At 45.0% G+C, this 14,938-nt stretch carries 15 protein-coding genes; 5 read left to right on the top strand and 10 right to left on the bottom strand.

The window, feature by feature from the left end:
• Nucleotides 1-11: 11 nt before the first annotated feature.
• Nucleotides 12-1,106, bottom strand: a complete 1,095-nt coding sequence (locus tag MKX34_RS10605; protein WP_036689322.1) for a quinone-dependent dihydroorotate dehydrogenase — start codon at nucleotides 1,104-1,106, stop codon at nucleotides 12-14.
• A gap of 209 nt (nucleotides 1,107-1,315) precedes the next feature.
• Here MKX34_RS10605 and MKX34_RS10600 point away from each other — a divergent pair, with 209 nt between their 5' ends.
• Nucleotides 1,316-1,453 carry a hypothetical protein gene (locus tag MKX34_RS10600; protein ID WP_167348489.1) on the top strand — a complete coding sequence of 46 codons (138 nt, stop codon included), beginning with the start codon at nucleotides 1,316-1,318 and terminating at the stop codon, nucleotides 1,451-1,453.
• Here the strand turns inward: MKX34_RS10600 and MKX34_RS10595 are convergent.
• From MKX34_RS10595 to MKX34_RS10585, 3 genes are all read right to left on the bottom strand, one after another.
• Nucleotides 1,450-2,883 carry a L,D-transpeptidase gene (locus tag MKX34_RS10595; RefSeq protein WP_076296403.1) on the bottom strand — a complete coding sequence of 478 codons (1,434 nt, stop codon included), beginning with the start codon at nucleotides 2,881-2,883 and terminating at the stop codon, nucleotides 1,450-1,452. The two genes, MKX34_RS10600 and MKX34_RS10595, sit on opposite strands and share 4 nt — an antisense overlap.
• 134 nt (nucleotides 2,884-3,017) lie before the next feature.
• Nucleotides 3,018-3,260 carry a ferredoxin gene (locus MKX34_RS10590; RefSeq protein ID WP_036689316.1) on the bottom strand — a complete coding sequence of 81 codons (243 nt, stop codon included), beginning with the start codon at nucleotides 3,258-3,260 and terminating at the stop codon, nucleotides 3,018-3,020.
• Between the two features lie 160 nt (nucleotides 3,261-3,420).
• A complete protein-coding gene (locus tag MKX34_RS10585; RefSeq protein ID WP_036689656.1) occupies nucleotides 3,421-4,713 on the bottom strand; it encodes a DNA polymerase IV in 1,293 nt (430 codons plus the stop codon).
• 156 nt (nucleotides 4,714-4,869) lie between these two features.
• Here MKX34_RS10585 and cimA point away from each other — a divergent pair, with 156 nt between their 5' ends.
• Entirely contained in the window at nucleotides 4,870-6,489 is a 1,620-nt protein-coding gene (gene cimA, locus MKX34_RS10580) for a citramalate synthase (RefSeq protein WP_036689313.1), read from the top strand.
• A gap of 623 nt (nucleotides 6,490-7,112) precedes the next feature.
• On the opposite strand, the gene MKX34_RS10575 is transcribed toward cimA, so the two are convergent.
• Entirely contained in the window at nucleotides 7,113-7,676 is a 564-nt protein-coding gene (locus MKX34_RS10575) for a TlpA disulfide reductase family protein (RefSeq protein ID WP_076100887.1), read from the bottom strand.
• A 160-nt stretch (nucleotides 7,677-7,836) separates the two neighbouring features.
• Between MKX34_RS10575 and MKX34_RS10570 the strand changes: the two genes are divergently transcribed.
• Nucleotides 7,837-8,313: a M67 family metallopeptidase gene (locus MKX34_RS10570; RefSeq protein WP_076140922.1), complete on the top strand. Its 477-nt coding sequence runs from the start codon at nucleotides 7,837-7,839 to the stop codon at nucleotides 8,311-8,313.
• Here the strand turns inward: MKX34_RS10570 and MKX34_RS10565 are convergent.
• Genes MKX34_RS10565 through MKX34_RS10555 form a run of 3 tightly spaced genes read right to left on the bottom strand, consistent with a single transcriptional unit; the run spans nucleotide 8,295 to nucleotide 11,548 of the window.
• A complete protein-coding gene (locus MKX34_RS10565; RefSeq protein ID WP_038569828.1) occupies nucleotides 8,295-9,044 on the bottom strand; it encodes an exonuclease domain-containing protein in 750 nt (249 codons plus the stop codon). The genes MKX34_RS10570 and MKX34_RS10565 overlap by 19 nt on opposite strands.
• On the bottom strand, nucleotides 9,041-10,114 hold the full coding sequence (locus MKX34_RS10560; protein ID WP_076140979.1) for a DUF294 nucleotidyltransferase-like domain-containing protein: 1,074 nt from the start codon (nucleotides 10,112-10,114) through the stop codon (nucleotides 9,041-9,043). The genes MKX34_RS10565 and MKX34_RS10560 overlap by 4 nt, the downstream gene beginning before the upstream one ends.
• A 39-nt stretch (nucleotides 10,115-10,153) precedes the next feature.
• Entirely contained in the window at nucleotides 10,154-11,548 is a 1,395-nt protein-coding gene (locus MKX34_RS10555) for an ammonium transporter (protein ID WP_036689307.1), read from the bottom strand.
• 546 nt (nucleotides 11,549-12,094) lie between these two features.
• On the opposite strand from MKX34_RS10555, the gene MKX34_RS10550 reads away from it, so the two are divergent.
• The gene (locus MKX34_RS10550) at nucleotides 12,095-12,526 is read left to right on the top strand and encodes a MerR family transcriptional regulator (RefSeq protein WP_036689305.1); all 432 of its coding nucleotides are present in this window, start codon (nucleotides 12,095-12,097) and stop codon (nucleotides 12,524-12,526) included.
• A 35-nt stretch (nucleotides 12,527-12,561) separates the two neighbouring features.
• Nucleotides 12,562-13,233: a zinc metallopeptidase gene (locus tag MKX34_RS10545; RefSeq protein ID WP_036689302.1), complete on the top strand. Its 672-nt coding sequence runs from the start codon at nucleotides 12,562-12,564 to the stop codon at nucleotides 13,231-13,233.
• 36 nt (nucleotides 13,234-13,269) lie between these two features.
• Here the strand turns inward: MKX34_RS10545 and MKX34_RS10540 are convergent, their stop codons facing one another.
• Together MKX34_RS10540 and MKX34_RS10535 are read right to left on the bottom strand one after the other, a co-directional pair.
• On the bottom strand, nucleotides 13,270-14,184 hold the full coding sequence (locus MKX34_RS10540; RefSeq protein ID WP_036689300.1) for a LysR family transcriptional regulator: 915 nt from the start codon (nucleotides 14,182-14,184) through the stop codon (nucleotides 13,270-13,272).
• Between the two features lie 4 nt (nucleotides 14,185-14,188).
• Nucleotides 14,189-14,824: a rhomboid family intramembrane serine protease gene (locus tag MKX34_RS10535; protein WP_076223329.1), complete on the bottom strand. Its 636-nt coding sequence runs from the start codon at nucleotides 14,822-14,824 to the stop codon at nucleotides 14,189-14,191.
• Between the last annotated feature and the right edge of the window lie 114 nt (nucleotides 14,825-14,938).

Raw genomic sequence — 14,938 nt, 5'->3', positions numbered from 1 at the left:
GACTCCTTCAATCAGTGATGATCAGCACCCACTGCTTCAGAGATATGACTGAATCCGTCCCGCCGTAAGAGCTGCCGTAATCCGGCATGCAGCCTGCGGTTAACCTCCGGTCCTTCGTAGATGAGTGCTGTATAAATTTCGACCAGACTTGCGCCTGCTCTTATCTTGTCATACGCATCCTGACTGGTGAATATGCCCCCTGAACCTATGATCGGCATCTTCCCTTCAGTCTGGCGATAAATCCTACGAATGATTTCCGTTGACCGGTCACGAAGTGGCTTACCGCTTAATCCACCTGTCTCATTAGCCTTTTCATGACTAAGTCCATCCCGGTTCAACGTAGTATTCGTAGCAATAATACCATCCATACCAGCTTCTGTCAGTGATTGAACCATATACTCCAATTCAGAGTCACTTACATCTGGAGCAATCTTAACCAACAAGCTCTTATTCATGCCTGTGGCTTTACGCTGAATCTCCATTTCTTCCTTTACTTGTGCTAGCAGGAACGCTAATTCGCTGCCATGCTGGAGACTGCGCAGCCCCGGTGTATTTGGTGAGCTGATATTGACCACAAAAAAATCACCGTACGGATAAAGCGTACGGATACACTGACGATAATCTTCATGAGCCGCTTCATTACTAGTTATTTTATTCCGTCCAATATTTACTGCTATTGGAACTCTGCGATTTTTTAATTTTTTTAGACGCTCTGCCATAGCGTCAGCCCCTTCGTTATTGAAGCCCATACGATTGATCAGAGCTTCATCAGAGGGAAGACGGAACAAACGCGGGCTATCATTACCCGGTTGACCCTTAGGGGTAACCGTCCCCACTTCCATAAATCCGAATCCGATCGAAGAGAATCCAGAAACGGCCTCGGCATTCTTATCCAAGCCTGCTGCCAGTCCAACTGGAGTCGGAAAATGTATGCCAAACAGATCAACTGCTAAATCTGCCGTTTCAGGAACGCCATACATTAAACGCAATGCCGCGCTTCCCCCTGGAACTGATGATGATTTATCCAATCCACCTATGACGAGATGGTGAGCCTTCTCAGGGTCCAGCTTAAAGAAAATTGGTTTACCAAAATTACGATACAACACCGTTCTCGCTCCTTAAGGGGTACTTCACTAATCCACGTGTCTACCCGATTCTGTAGGTTTCTTCTTAATTTTAGCCTTTTCTTGAACAAAAGAAAAGCATTTTACCCTGTAAGTGTGCAGAGAGCTTAACCCAAAGTATAGTAATTTTCTTGTAAACGCATTACAATATAGGGGTAATCAGCGATTAAGAGAGAAAGAAGGTATGCTGGATGTCAACTAAACGTAAACCACCAACTTTGCAGCAAAAGAAAGAAGAAGTTAATCGTAAAGCGCTAATGTGGATCGGCGTAAGCTTAACTTTACTAATTCTTCTCATCATCGTTCTGTTTATAGTTGCCGGGAACTAATTCAGCCAGTGGTACACTTTGTGGGGGTTGGTCTGATCATACGGAGCAGCAGGGTTGAAGCGTTTCGCCGGCAGCAGCTGCTTTTCAGGCAGAACCCCTTTACTGATCACCACTTTTGTTCCTTTTGGAATCATAGCGAATAGTTCTTCCACATCTTCTCGACTCATCCGAATACAGCCAAGGGATTCATCCTTGCCGACACTTTCTGGGTCATTGGTGCCATGAATAGCGTAATTACTATCTGAAAGTTGTAGTCCGCGGCTTCCGAACTCCCCATTATCATGACCATTTGGATTGACCACTTTATCTGTAATGATGAAGTTGCCTTCCGGAGTCTTGTCTCCCCCAAGCCCTACTTCATAATTTCGTAGAATGACAGAGCCGCTGACTACTGCCAAGCGGTGTTTTTGTTTATCCACAATCACTCTAAGCGGCTGGTCAAAAAAGGGAACGCCCTTTCCACTACTTCCACTCTCACTTAACGCTGTCGGTATGACCATTCCCGCCTCAGCAGTTGAGCTTGGAGGTTCCTCCGCAACTTCTGGTATCCCAAGTGCCTTAGCAGTTGCTACTTCCTTTAGAGAATTGAAATCACGCTTCATGACTGGTGTCGTCCCGCCAATCCAATTCTCCGGAAAAGGTCTAGTCAATTCCGCCAAGGAAACCGGAAGCTTGCCTTTATGATTCTGATAAGCCCTCATTGCACTCCATAATGTAGCTAGCTCCTCTTGATCCCCCTGCCACTCAGCTGCATCCTCTGCAACTTCCCCTTGCTCTGGCGGTTCGCATGCACATGCCGCTGAATCATAGGATTGGTATACCAACCGTCCATTCCCATTCTTCTGCAATGTGGAATTCAGCGGAAGCTTCTCTTTCCACAGCAGCCACTTCCCTTCCCGCTCCATGCCCAAAATAGCAGCTTGAAACGGTTCCTTGCGCATTAGCATGGTTGCCATCAGCTTCCCTGACGAAGCCGAAGCTCCACTCTCTTGCGCTGTATACATCATTTTTCGTGCCTCTAGAACGGGTTTCTTCTCAATATCTTTTTGATCAAGCGGATCTTTAACTTCAGAAGTAACCGTGTCTTGGACCGTATCCTGATCTCCCGCAATATCTAGACCCGGAGCCACAGCCGATGGCACCATAACCAGTAATAGAAGCATCAGCCCAAGCATAATGTAGCGGAATCTTTGCTGCCTTCGATCCCGCTGGCGGCTTGCCTGAAGCAGCCCTTCCTCATATTCCCGCAGCGTTTCCGCAGGCACCTTACTATGCTCGAAAGCTTCATATACTTCTCCAGCCTGATTGAAGCAATAGTTAGCTTTCCCCTGTTGACCGTTCTTATAGTATTCCTTACCCAGCAAGTACCATGCCATCTTATTGTCTGGATGCATCTGTACATATGCTTTGAGGTGCTGAGAATTTTTCATCGGAACCTCCGAAATTTTATAATTCCTTCCTACATTAATATCGGTCAGACATCGCAAAAAAGACATCCCTAGCTGAACAAAAGTTCGCAGGAGATGTCTTTATGTTGTGCTGGAAGTTACAAAATCCCGGTTAATTAGCCCTCTTTGTTAAAAGGCTCATCCGCAATTTTAATAGAATCGGTTGGGCATCCATCACAAGAATCCTGGAGATCATCAAACAAATCATCCGGAATCGCTGTGATGCCGTGGTTTCCGTCATTTTCATAAATAACTTCTGCCAAACCTTCATCATCGTAATCAAAAATATCAGGAGCCGTTGCGCCACATGCACCGCAAGCGATACAAGTGTCTTTTTCGACCCAAGTGTACTTAGCCATTTTATCTCTGCCTCCCGTTGAGCAATACAGCGCTGTTGTACCAGCGTCTTATTTTTCTCATATTAATATAAAAAGAATACAATTTCAATCGATTTTCAATACGTTTGCATTTCTGACGCATTCTACGACACCTATTTTGACATGTCATAGAATGTTCTTGTCACTCTTTATCAGACTCGACAGATAGAAGATTATCCTTTTGCAGTGAAGTGCCCCGTTCTTTATGATTGCGGAGCCTTGCAGAGTGAGAATCGCTTAACATCCCGGCAGTTAACACTGCATTTTCACCGAATTTATTACGCAGCATATCCATAGTCTTGTTAAGAGACTCTTTCTTAGGCTGACGTTCGTAATCGAACAAATCAAGCTGAATGGCGGAATCCTCTTTAGCAATCAAGCCCTGCAGGGTCACACCCAGCAACCGCACAGGCTTCTCCCCATTCCAATGACGAACATATAGATCGCAGACGGACTTGTAGATATCCTCCCCACTCTCCGAAGGAGCCTCTAGCTGACGCGAGCGGGTTATAGTCTTCATATCGGGCGTCCGAATGGTCAGCTGTACCCCTGAGGCAACAAGACCTTGCTTACGCAATCGCCGAGCTACCTGATCACTTAAATTCAGCAAAATCGGTCGTACCTCAGCAAGACCTACGACATCCCGCGGCAATGTTGTGGTGTGCCCAATCGACTTACTCTGCTCCCGCTCAGGGTTAACGATCCCATGATCAATACCGTTGCCGGCACGCTTTAGCCATGAGCCCATAACTCCGAAATTCTCAACCAGCATATTTTCATCAGCCGCTGCTAATTGACCAATACTGTAAATGCCCAGTTTGCGGAGCTTTTCTGCTGTCTTCCCACCAATGCCGAACATTTCATTACAGGGCTTGTCCCATAAAATCTTAGGCACATCCCGCAGCCGCAGCACCGAAATGCCGTTTGGCTTTTTTAAATCGGAAGCCATCTTCGCAAGCAGCTTATTGGGAGCGATCCCCACTGAGCATGGCAAGCCCAATTCTTCCATTATACGGCGCTGAATCGTCTCCGCTATTTCCATGGGTGTACCGAATTGTCTGGAGCCAGTTATATCAAGGTAACATTCATCGATGGACACTGCTTCCAGTAACGGAGTATAGCTATATGCAATCTGCATAAAAGCATTAGAATATTTGCGGTATAAATGGAAGTCCGGTTTAATAACGATAAGCGATGGACAAATACGAAGCGCCTTCTGAACTTGCATTCCCGTCGAAATCCCCATTCTGCGGGCGACGTAGGAACAAGTCACTATGATCCCTTTCCGCAATTCAACACTACCCGCAACCGCAGTAGCTTTGCCTCTATATTGGTCAGGGTCCTCTGCCTCATGCACAGAGCAGTAAAAAGCATTCATATCGACATGCAGGATAACCCTGCCGCTCGTTGGATAATACTGATCAACATTCTGCACAATATCTACCTTCTTATCCTCAGGTTTTCTATTGTCCAATTTAGAATAACTCTCCGCTGCGGTTAGGTCAACTTAAGAGGCTGTAAAGTTCTTTGTTACATTCCCGCGTAAAAATGCTATAATATATAAATTCATTTCCCTATAAGGAGGACTCTCATGTCTAAGTCCATCTCCATCTTCGATACTACATTACGCGACGGCACCCAAGGTGAAGGCATCAGTCTGTCGGCTGACGACAAACTGAAGATTGCCAAGAAACTCGATGATCTGGGTGTGCACTATATTGAAGGTGGCATCCCGGGAAGCAACAATAAAGACATTGAATTTTTCAAAAGAGTCAAGGAGCTTCATCTGAACGCCAAAATTACAGCGTTCGGCAGCACTCGGCGTAAGAATTCCTTGGCCGAAAACGATGACAATTTAAAACGTATGATTGACGCAGGGGTTCCTGCTGCTACACTCGTCGGAAAATCTTGGGATTTCCATGTACACACTGCATTACAGACTACGCTTGAGGAGAACCTCGCCATGATCGGCGACTCCATATCCTACTTGAAACGCCAAGGCCTTGAAGTGATTTTTGATGCCGAGCATTTCTTCGACGGATACAAGAATAATCCTGAATATGCAGCAGCTGTTCTGTCCAAAGCCCGGGAAGCCGGAGCAGATTGGCTTGTAATGTGCGATACCAACGGTGGAACCTTACCTTATGAAATTCATGAGATTGTTACCGCTCTAAATCAACAATTACCCGGAGCCAATCTCGGAATTCACACTCATAATGACTGTGAGCTGGCGGTTGCCAATGCACTTAGCGCCATCGGAGCTGGAGCACGGCAAGTACAAGGTACCATTAATGGTTACGGTGAACGGTGTGGCAACGCCAACCTATGTTCTATTATTCCTACACTACAGATCAAAATGGGTTATCACTGTATTCCAGGCGATTCATTATCACAGCTTACCAACACTGCCCGCTATATTAGTGAAGTGGCCAATGTTAATCTGCCGGTAAATCAGCCTTATGTCGGAAATGCAGCTTTTGCCCACAAAGGTGGAATCCATGTCTCCGCCATCATGCGTGATTCACGGACCTATGAGCATATCGCTCCTGAGCTTGTCGGGAACAAGCAGCGTGTGCTGGTCTCCGAACTGGCTGGACAGAGCAATGTACTCTCCAAAGCGCAGGATATGGGTTTAAATCTGGATCCAAGCAGCGAGCAGGCTCGCCGGGTGATCGAGAAGATTAAAACGATGGAACATCAAGGTTATCAATTTGAAGGTGCCGATGCCTCACTGGAGCTACTCCTTCGGGAAGCTACCGGCGAGATGAATGAAACCTTTACCTTTGAATCCTTCAAGATGTTAGTTGAGAAAACCGCAGAACATCCAGTAGTATCTGAAGCGTTCGTTAAACTGAAAGTTGGCAGTGAGAATCTTTATACTGCTGCTGAAGGTAACGGTCCAGTCAACGCACTCGATAACGCGCTTCGTAAAGCATTACAGACCTATTTCCCACAATTAAAGGAAATGCATCTATCCGACTATAAAGTCCGTGTAATAGATGAACAGGATCAGACTGCAGCGAAGGTAAGGGTATTGATTGAATCCAAGAACTTCACAGACACCTGGAGTACGGTTGGTGTCTCCAGTAACGTAATTGAAGCCAGCTGGGAGGCACTTGTTGACAGTATGCGCTACGCGCTTCTCAATGAGCTCTCTTTGGAGAATGAGAAGACAACCAGCAATGAACCTAGAGGCCTGGTCAATCATTAATTGATCACTTATAGACTTTTGTAAGACAAAAAAAGAAGCTTCCCAAAAGTAGAATTCTACTTATAGGGCAGCTTCTTTTTTATTAAATAGGCTATATAACGGACTATTACTTTAGCCCATAGACTATGGGTGGTGGGCAGTGTGCAGTGGGCGTTGAGGGATGTACGGGATGCATGGGGTGCGAGTTCGGGTGCGGGATGTGGGGGATGCAAGTGCGGGTTCGTGGCGAGGTAGAGTAATTGGGGAAAAACTCCCTGAAAATAGCCGATATTTGCTATAAATAAACAGAAACAGGGAATTCCTCCCTAAAAATTAGGGTGATTTCATTATTTTTTACCAAAACAGCTAAATTAGAGGGATATTTTCCCTAATTATTCGTTGAATGACCCGAGATCTCAAATTTATGGGGAGAAATTCCCTAATTGTTCTAACGCGGCTTTCTTCGGGGTTCCAGCCATTTCTGCTCCACGGTATAGTGAAATTAATGCTTGTGGTCCACTAAAGCAAATCGCGTATGACCAAAAACGCAGATCAGCGATCCTCCAATAAGAAGAATCGCTGATCTTTAGACTTTTGCTGTTTGGAGAAAAAAGCAGATCTGTCTCTTATATGGACAGCCCGCTTCATGATTCGGTAAGCTTGATTATTTTCTTTTCCAACTCTTCAGGGCTAAGAATACCTAAAATAATCTCGGAGATCACTCCATTCTTATCTATGAGCACATTGGTGGGAAAAACAGCTCCATTATATTTGCTGTACACCTCATCTTTTACATCAAACATAACCGGAAACACAAGACCGTATTTCTTGATAAAACGTTCAGCATTGGGTTTATAATCCTGACTGCTCACATTAATACCGTAAATATCTAGAACATCCTTATACTTAGTGGCCATGGTATTAAGTTCAGGAGCTTCCTGCTGGCAGGGATCACACCATGAAGCCCAGAAATTAAGGATTACCGCTTTATCTCTGGGGCCATCAACAACATAGGTAGTCCCATCTGTTCCCTGAAGTGAAAACGAAGGTGCACGCAGTCCAGCCTTAGGTCCACTCTTCATCGGCAGCTCATTTTGCTGCGCAAGCACAGCTTCTGCTTTTGGCTCACGATTATGCCACACCGCAAACACAGCAACACATACAACTATGAGCAACACTGTTATATTTAATTTGTTACTTGCTTTCATAGTCATCTGTTCCTTTACAATTGGAATAGTTTTCTACTATTGTACCCTCATTAGGTTAAATTTCAAACCATTCATATTTTACACAATAATATATACTTTTATAATAAAAAAGAGGGTTTCGTCTGCGACGAAACCCTAAAGAAGAGAGAGGGGTGAACAAATGGCAGCATTCCAGGGAAATGTCCAGCCAATAAGACTGAAATATTCCGTACAGCAAGCACTGGGGAAGCACCTGCTGTCCTGTTATCCGCATGAAGCATGCGGAATCCTGCTGGGTGCTGCCGCAGCGGGTGGCATGCTCATTGATACTTACGTACCCTTGCGCAACGTAGCGCCAGACCCGCTGCACACCTTCACTCCCCACCCCGAAGAGTGGATTAATGTTCTTTACAACGAACCGACAATCATCGGTCTATTTCATTCCCACCCACATTCAGCACCTATCCCTTCAGTTGCCGATTATAAAGGATTAACAGCACTAGGACCTGAGTTTGCCCTCTATCTTATAGGTTCTCCCAACACCAAAGACAGCGGCAATCCAATTCTGAACGGATTTTATATTGAGCGTTTGCCTGATGACCACGGTAATTTGTCCCGCGGTTTATCCCAAGCCCCGCTTCACGTTCTACTTAAATAAGCATAGAGATCTCCCAAGGTATCCACTTGGCCGCGCTCCGAAATTTCCCGAAGGTAGATCACCCACAGCTGCGCTGTCATCTTTGCGTCTTCCAAGGCATGATGACGGCCATGAATCGGAATTTCGTGCACATATAGCAGCTCATCCAGCGAATAATTACTTCGTTGTGGCTCAAGCCAACGCGCTAACATCATCGTGTCCAGCACACGGTGTGTAAGCTGAACTTTAGAGGTTTTCCATAAAGCAGCATTAAGAAAAGCCTTATCATGTGAGCTTGCATGTGCCACCAGCACATTCTGACCTACAAAGGACATAAAATTATGAAGACCATCCATTAAGGAGGGAGCGGATTGTGTCATTTCTTCCGTAATCCCAGTCAGCCTTGTAATATCCTCCGGAATAGCCGTCTGACAGTTCACCAGTGTATAAAAGCATTCTTCTTCTTTAATCTGCTCTCCAACAACCTTGACGGCTCCAAAAGACATAATCTCATCCCCATGCTGATGGGAAAAGCCTGTCGTCTCTAAATCAAATATCACTGTCTCTAGCTCAGACAATGGGGTATGCAGGACCTCAGGACGCCGCTTCTCTCGCATCAAAGATCGAATAAAGGCCATTTGCTGCGCAGTCTGTTGCGCAGTTTCCCCACCTCTCATCGAAGCGATAGCCGAGGGCATTCCACCTTGTCTTAGATTACTCCAGAATCCTCCGCTTTTGTTCGGCTCCCTCATGACCGCCACCTTTCCGCTGAGCGGAGCTGACGCTGCAGCGCCCGGTGAAGGCGTCTGACAAGCAGCAGGCTTTCACGCAGCTCAGACAGCAGCTGCTTATTCTTCAATTCACTCTCAGCTACATAATCACTGCTGATTAACAATCCATTCTGAACACTATATGGCGTGTTCACTCGCAACCGCATTGCTAACAAGAAAGCTCTGCGAATATCCTCTAAATGTTGATATTTCCCAAGCCTATCAAGCGCTTCAATCCGCTCTAATGTCGAGCCAGCTCTAATGCCATGTAGTAAGGACAACCGTCTAACAATGTTCACTAACGGAATATAGACCCCATACTTAACATCAAATCCGCCTGCATAATCACCAAACCGTTCTGTTAACACCTGTCCCAGTAAATTCAAAGTCGCTTTATGGCGTACTGTATTGCGAAGAACAGCATTAGACAGCTGCTCATTGTCCGCAAAGCCTTCATAGAAAGCTTCTTGCCACTTCGCTGATAACTCCACGCTTCCTGCCACATGACGCATATCAGAAGAGATAATAAGATACCGGATCGGCTCCCATTCCAACTGATTTCTCCAGCTATCAAGCTGCTCTATCCATTCAGATAATGTCTTACGCCACATAACTTGGGAGCACATCACCTTCCCCGCACATTTCTCATACCCTACTTCTTCAAGCATATCGGATAACAAAGTTCCGAAAAATTCGAAATAGCGATTTTTTTCCCCATCAGGCTCTCCTTCGACTATCAGGCCATTATCCTGATCGCTCCAAAGCGTTGCCTCCTGTCTCCCACTGCTGCCAAACACAATAAAGGAATAAGCACAGGGAGGCGGGCCATAGCCCGCCTCTTTCATCTGCGCCTCACATATGAGTACTGCGGTTTGGGCAATAAGATCATGCATAGTATTCACACGGAACATCCATTCCTCTATAGGAATAACATTCAACTTTTCGAGAAGTACTTTTTGACAGGCAACACGCCTCTCCCTAAGCTCCTCTGACGAACCGGCCAATACGATGGTCCTAAAGCTTTCTTCATTATACCCATCTGTTAACTCCATCGATGCCACACGGTCCGCCTCCCTGTCCGAGGTGAAATATTATTGTTTAAGGGTTTTGGATTCCGAATCTGCGATCAATTTCATTTGTTCAGGGTATCCGTAAGTACCATGCTCACTGATATCCAGACCCATCAATTCTTCTTCTTCTGTAACACGAAGTCCGATAGTTACCTTCATTACATATAAGATGATGAAAGAAAGAACGGCTACGAAAACAAATGTTCCTACCACACCCAGCACTTGAACCCCTAGTTGATGGAAACCGCCACCGTAGAACAACCCAGCTTCACCTACCAAGCCGCCTTTAGTAATAAGCTCAGGTACAGCGAACAGACCCGTTGAAACTGCACCCCACATCCCCGCAATACCATGCACCGAGAAAGCATAGATTGGATCATCAAGCCCTGCACGTTCCAGCCATTGGGAAGTCATGAATGTAAAAGCACCGGCTACAAAGCCAATAATGATTGCTGCCCATGGATCAACGAAAGCACATGCTCCTGTGATTGCAACCAATGCAGCTAGAACACCATTCAGCATCGCTGGAATATCAGATTTACCAAAATACAACCAAGATGCAATTAGAGCTGCCAAACCACCTGCTGCTGCTGCAATGTTCGTAGTTAGGGCTACGTGACCGAAGAAACCGCCCATTGGGGACAAAGCACTACCTGGATTGAATCCGAACCAACCAAACCAGAGGATAATAACACCGAGTACAGTAAATACTTGGTTATGACCTGGAATAATCACTGGTTTTCCTTCTTTATTAAACTTACCAAGCCGAGGCTTAAGCAATATGGTTGCTACCACTGCTGCCGTTGCACCTGTAAGATGGACAACTGTGGAACCTGCATAATCTTGCATTCCCAGCTCAGCCAACCAGCCACCGCCCCATACCCAGTGAGCTACAACTGGATAAATTACGACGGAGAACAAAATTCCGAAAATGATATACACGCTTAGCTTCGCACGTTCTGCCATACCACCAGATACGATAGCCAAGGAAACTGCTGCAAAGGCCATTTGGAATAAGAATTTAACATTTAAAGTAACATCAGAAAATGCAAGTGATTCAAAAGAAGCTGCGGTTGAATCTCCTCCGTACAAGAAGCCTGTAGTACCGAAGAAGCCATTGCCGTTACCGAAACCAAGTCCAAAGCCGATAGCCCAGAAGCAAAGACTTGCGATAGCCAGGGTGAGTACTGTCTTACCTGCTACGTGCCCTGCATTCTTCATCCGAACCGAACCCGCTTCGAGCATTGCAAACCCTGCTTGCATAAAGAATACTAAAATGAATGCCAGGAAGGTAAACGCTGTGTCCAATCCGACTTGTAAGTCAACGTTCGTCGGACCGTCCGCTGCAAAAGCACTTACCGGATAAATCATCAGTGTAATCATGGCCAGTAACATCATCAACCATTTCTTTTTCATTTTTACCCCACTCCCCAATGTTATATTTTCTAACAAAGCGTGAAACTCTTAATGTCATTATAATCAGAAGTCAGGTAAATTGACAAGACTATTTTGGGAATGTTTTTATTTTATTTTATTTGAGCACACGAAATTTTCACAGTACTAATGGACTAGAGGTCCTAAAGGCCTGATTCTAGCTGCATTTTCATTAAAATAACTACGTGTACAATCTCATTTATATTACCTAATTGTTGAACGCATCTTTTACCAAAATCACAAAATACATAACATTTAATGTTATGTATTGGGGTAACTTATAGTTTTCATCCCCAATCATTCTTCAAATTTGATATCCCTTTGAGTTTGAGTGTATTGTATAGAAACTACAGATCACCGTTCATGAATTACCTTCTTTACTGCATATACTTTATGAAAGTATGACGTTTGACTGTATGGTTTCCAGTTTGTTATCATTACAGATAGCATAAGAAACCATCAATTTAGAAGATGACCGCCACTTATCGGCAGTCGTATTCAATTAGTGAGGCGAGATTAAATGGGGATATGATTTTGTATCGAATTGGAGAATTAGCTAAGGCTGCTCACATTAGTGAACGAACTATTGATTATTACACGAAACTGGGATTAATCTCCCCGGAATCTAGAAGCACCAAAAATTATCGGCTATACAGCCATGAAACCTTGGCTGCTTTAGAACGTATTACTCAATTAAAGCATGACAAGTATTCATTGGAAGAAATCAAATCTATGCTAGGCAAATGGAATGAGGCAACACCAGAAACCGACGTCTCTGATAAATTAGTCGAGTTAGAGCAGCAAATGCAGCGGCTAGAACGGGAAGTAAAAGCCCTTGAACCTCTTATAAGTGGTTTGAAGCCAGGACAGGCCAGTCGCGTACTTTCAAATCTGCTCCCTCAGGGATTAGCCTGCATGGAAGCGATCCGGCTATTGCTTACGCAAGGACCGCCAATGTAAATACCATATTTACAATACAGTGGAGGAATGCACCTATGTTTATGTACCTGTTAGTAATTATTGCCTTTCTTTTCTCATTGTGGGCACAGTTTAGAGTTAAAGGAACCTTCAGCAAATGGTCGAAGGTAGCTAATTCGAACGGCCTGACTGGATATGAAGCAGCTAGACGTATGCTCGACGCCAATGGCTTACACGATGTTCCGATTGAACCTGTAAGAGGCACACTTTCAGACCATTATGACCCCATCCACAGGGTTGTACGCTTATCAGAGCCTGTGTATTATGAAAGCTCCATCTCTGCAATCTCTGTCGCTTGTCACGAAGTAGGCCACGCGATTCAGCATAAAGTAAGTTACCCTATGTTGACACTTCGTCACCGGATGTTCCCGGTAGTTAATTTCGCATCAGGTGTCGCGCCTTTCATGCTGATGGCAGGTTTCATCTTCGGTTACTTTAATCTTATAGGCTTGGGTATCATTTTCTTCTCAGCTGCTGTTGCATTCCAGCTCGTAACCCTGCCTGTAGAATTCAACGCCAGTAACCGGGCTCGTCAGGTCATGGTAGAACAAGGTTTCATCCGTAACGAAGAAGAACGCGGAGTAGCAAAGGTTCTCAACGCCGCTGCATTAACTTACGTTGCCGCTGCTCTAGTATCCTTGCTTGAACTGCTTCGCTTAATCACCGTCTTTTTAGGCAACCGCGACTAATATCGCATACCTCTAAACAACAAAAACCCCGGAAGGCTAAGAGCCGACCGGGGTATTATTTTGTCTAGCTTTAAAGTAGGAGATTAAAAAAGTCCGAAAGGAACGTGCCACCAGCGGCAATTTACTATCTGTACGGTAGATCAAGCCAACCGTTCTCGTCACCGCAGGCTCCACAACCCTCACCTGAGCTGGTTGAAGAGGATTCGTCTGATAGAACGCCATCTCCGGAAGCAGGCTTACACCCATCCCTGCGGCCACCAAACCACGAATGGTATCGGTCTCTCCGCCTTCAAATGCAATCTGCGGTTGAAATCCCGCCTGCAAGCAAGCTTGCCAAACGATAGGTCTTAACGAATAGCCTTGGCTGAATAGAACAAACTTCTCTTTTTGCAGCTGTTCCAACCGGATCTCAGACTCTCCTGCCAACCTGTGATTCTGCGGAAGAATCGCAAACAACTCTTCAGTCATTACAATATCCCCCGAGACATGCTCATCATTCTCCGGAAAAGGCGAAATGAAAGTTAAATCCACTTCTCCAGACAATACGTCTTTTATCAAAGAAGGGTAAGATCCTTGTTTAAAACGAAATTTGACATGAGGATAATATTTACGAAAATCTGCAACGATAGTCGGGATGAGATGTGTGCCAAGACTATGCGGGAATCCGATCCGAATCTCTCCACGCTCAGGATCCAGAAATTCATGCACCTCATTTACCGAATGCTCCAACTCTTTAAGGATACTCTCAACCTTCTTGCAAAAGAGCTGTCCAACAGGCGTAAGCTGCAGATTGCGCCCTTTTTGCATGAATAGATCAACCCCAAGCTCTTGCTCCAGCTGATGAATCTGACGGCTTACCGCAGACTGCGCTACATGAAGCTCTTCTGCCGCTCTTGTTACGTGTTCTTTTTGAGCTACCTTTAAAAAATATTGCAGCTGTCTTAGCTCCACTCCATCATCGCCCCTGTCTTAGGCTTTTTTTGAATATACGAATAATTAGCCCATATACGAAAAAGCCAGAAACCAAACCTCCGAGATGCGCAACCCAATTCACATTTGGTGTAGCAAACGACATAATGATCCCGATTATTAACAATCCATATAAAGTTTTACGCGAGCCCTCATCCATCATGGCCCGTTGAATAACTGCAATGTATAAAAATGCACCATAAATGGCGTAGATTGCTCCAGAAGCACCAACCGAGACCGTACCAAACTCTACTACTGAGCGAGCACTAATCGCAATTGTAAGCACATTTGCCAGAAATCCGCCCACCAGATAGAGCAGCGCATAACGCCACCAGCCCAGCAATCGCTCCAGAGGCGGTGCAAACACCAGGAGAGCGAAGCAATTAAAGAACAGATGGGAAAACCCATTATGTAAAAAAATAGCGGCCAGATAGCGCCACAGTTCCTCTTTGTACGGACTCACATCAACTATAGCACCAAAATCAACAAGCGTTTGAATATTTGTTGATCCTCCGTTAACTGCCATCAGGATAAACATGATCACATTGGCCAATATGAGCAGACAGGTTACCGGATAATACCGGACATAACTTTTCCAATTTTCGTACCGAATAAATATCATAACACCCATCCCTTTACATATATATCTTGTCCGGTTGGACATCTTCCTGCTATTAAGATTATAATTTATTGTGGCAGTAAGAATCCAATATTATAATTCGAGGAGGAAAACAAG

It is taken from the genome of Paenibacillus sp. FSL R5-0636, assembly GCF_037974255.1.
GTDB lineage: Bacteria > Bacillota > Bacilli > Paenibacillales > Paenibacillaceae > Paenibacillus_AQ > Paenibacillus_AQ odorifer.
The sequence above is the reverse complement of the archived record's forward strand: the minus strand, read 5'-3'. Positions and strand labels throughout refer to the sequence as shown.